Consider the following 1,424-nt stretch of genomic DNA (forward strand, 5'->3'; position numbering starts at 1 on the left):
GTCCAAGGGAAATCCAAGTCGTGACGGCAGCCGCATTGCCGTACGCGCGACCCGCGATGATGGTGCTGCCGTCGCCTTCGCATATGACCTCGACCGGCGTCTGAAATACCCGGACATCAATCTCGCCCAGGTTGCCGGAACGACCAGTTCCTGCACCATTTCTCCGCTTGGAGAAAACATCCTGTGTTTCCAAAACCTGGCCGACGGCACCGAGCAGCGAGCCATTTTCGCAATCGACGGCACCTTGCGCCAGACGTGGAAGGACCATCATCGGCCCGGCCATGGCGATATGACTCTCGACGCGGACGGCAGCGAAATTTACGTCGGAATCAGCAAATCCAGCCCGGACAAATATCAGGTGATCAAACGTCGGCTGTCCGATGGAAAGGTCACGTCGCTCATGAAGTTCGGCGAGGCCGAGCATGCGTCGCTGCGCGCTTTGGACCGGCCCGAATGGGCATTCATGAGTTACGGGGGCAATCCCGAGGAGGTTCGAAGCCAGCCGGACTGGGCTCCATACTCGCGCGAGGTGATCGCGCTGCGTGTCGACGGCAGTCGAGAGGCCCGACGGATCGTGCAGACGCGAAATGCTCCGTTCGATTATTGGAGCGAGACACACGCCTCCCCGTCCCCTGATGGGTCGCAAGTGATCTGGTCGAGCAATTGGGGGGTACCGGGCGGACCGGTCTACGAATTCGTCGCCCATCTCGATTGGCCGCCGCAGCCGGATATGAATCAAAAGGAGATTGCCACCAATGGCCTTCGTTAGCCGAATTTCCTTTGCAGCACTTGTCGGATGCCTGGCCTTGAGCAGCGCAACCGCGGCCGAAGCGCCGGTGGCCTACAAGCTCTCCCCCGGCGACACGGTGGAGATAGGAATTGCCTCCATAGCGGAACGAACGCAACGCGCGGTTGTCCAGATGGATGGCTCGATCGCGCTGCCCGAGTTCGGGATGATCCCGGTTGGCGGGTTGACGCCGGCCGAATTGCAGACGCGCATGGAAGCGGTGCTGCCAACCAAGATCGTCCACCAGCGTCTGCCTGATGGACGGGAGCAAATGATCGTCATCAAGCCGAGCGACGTCACGGCCGTGATCGCGGAGTACCGGCCGATCTACGTGACTGGCGATGTGCTGACGCCAGGGCAGCAGGCTTACCGGCCACTCATGACAGTCCGGCAGGCGATTGCTGTCGCCGGCGGTTTCAGCCTTCTGCGGTCGCGGGCAAGCCAAAGCGGACCTGATCCCGTTGATCTGCGACGCGACTACGAGTCGATCTGGGGGGATTACATCAGGGACTACTTTCATGGCGCCCGCATCCGCGCCGAACTTCAGAACCAGGCAGAATTTGACATGCAGCCGCCGCAGGGCTCGCCCCTGTCGAATGCATTGATATCGGCGGTCGCGCAGGCGGGAGCGGGGGGG

1 protein-coding gene and 1 pseudogene are annotated in these 1,424 nt (G+C 61.7%); both read left to right on the forward strand.

What is annotated here, in order from left to right:
* Positions 1-769 (forward strand): annotated as a pseudogene (locus tag EN750_RS34185) (hypothetical protein); the annotation flags it as partial.
* Between the two features lie 67 nt (positions 770-836).
* Positions 837-1,424, forward strand: a 588-nt coding sequence (locus EN750_RS34190; RefSeq protein ID WP_245482890.1) for a polysaccharide biosynthesis/export family protein, incomplete at its 3' end; no start/stop codon positions are given.

The sequence above is a fragment of the Mesorhizobium sp. M7A.F.Ca.ET.027.03.2.1 genome, from assembly GCF_003999175.1.
In the GTDB taxonomy this organism is placed as follows: Bacteria; Pseudomonadota; Alphaproteobacteria; order Rhizobiales; family Rhizobiaceae; genus Mesorhizobium.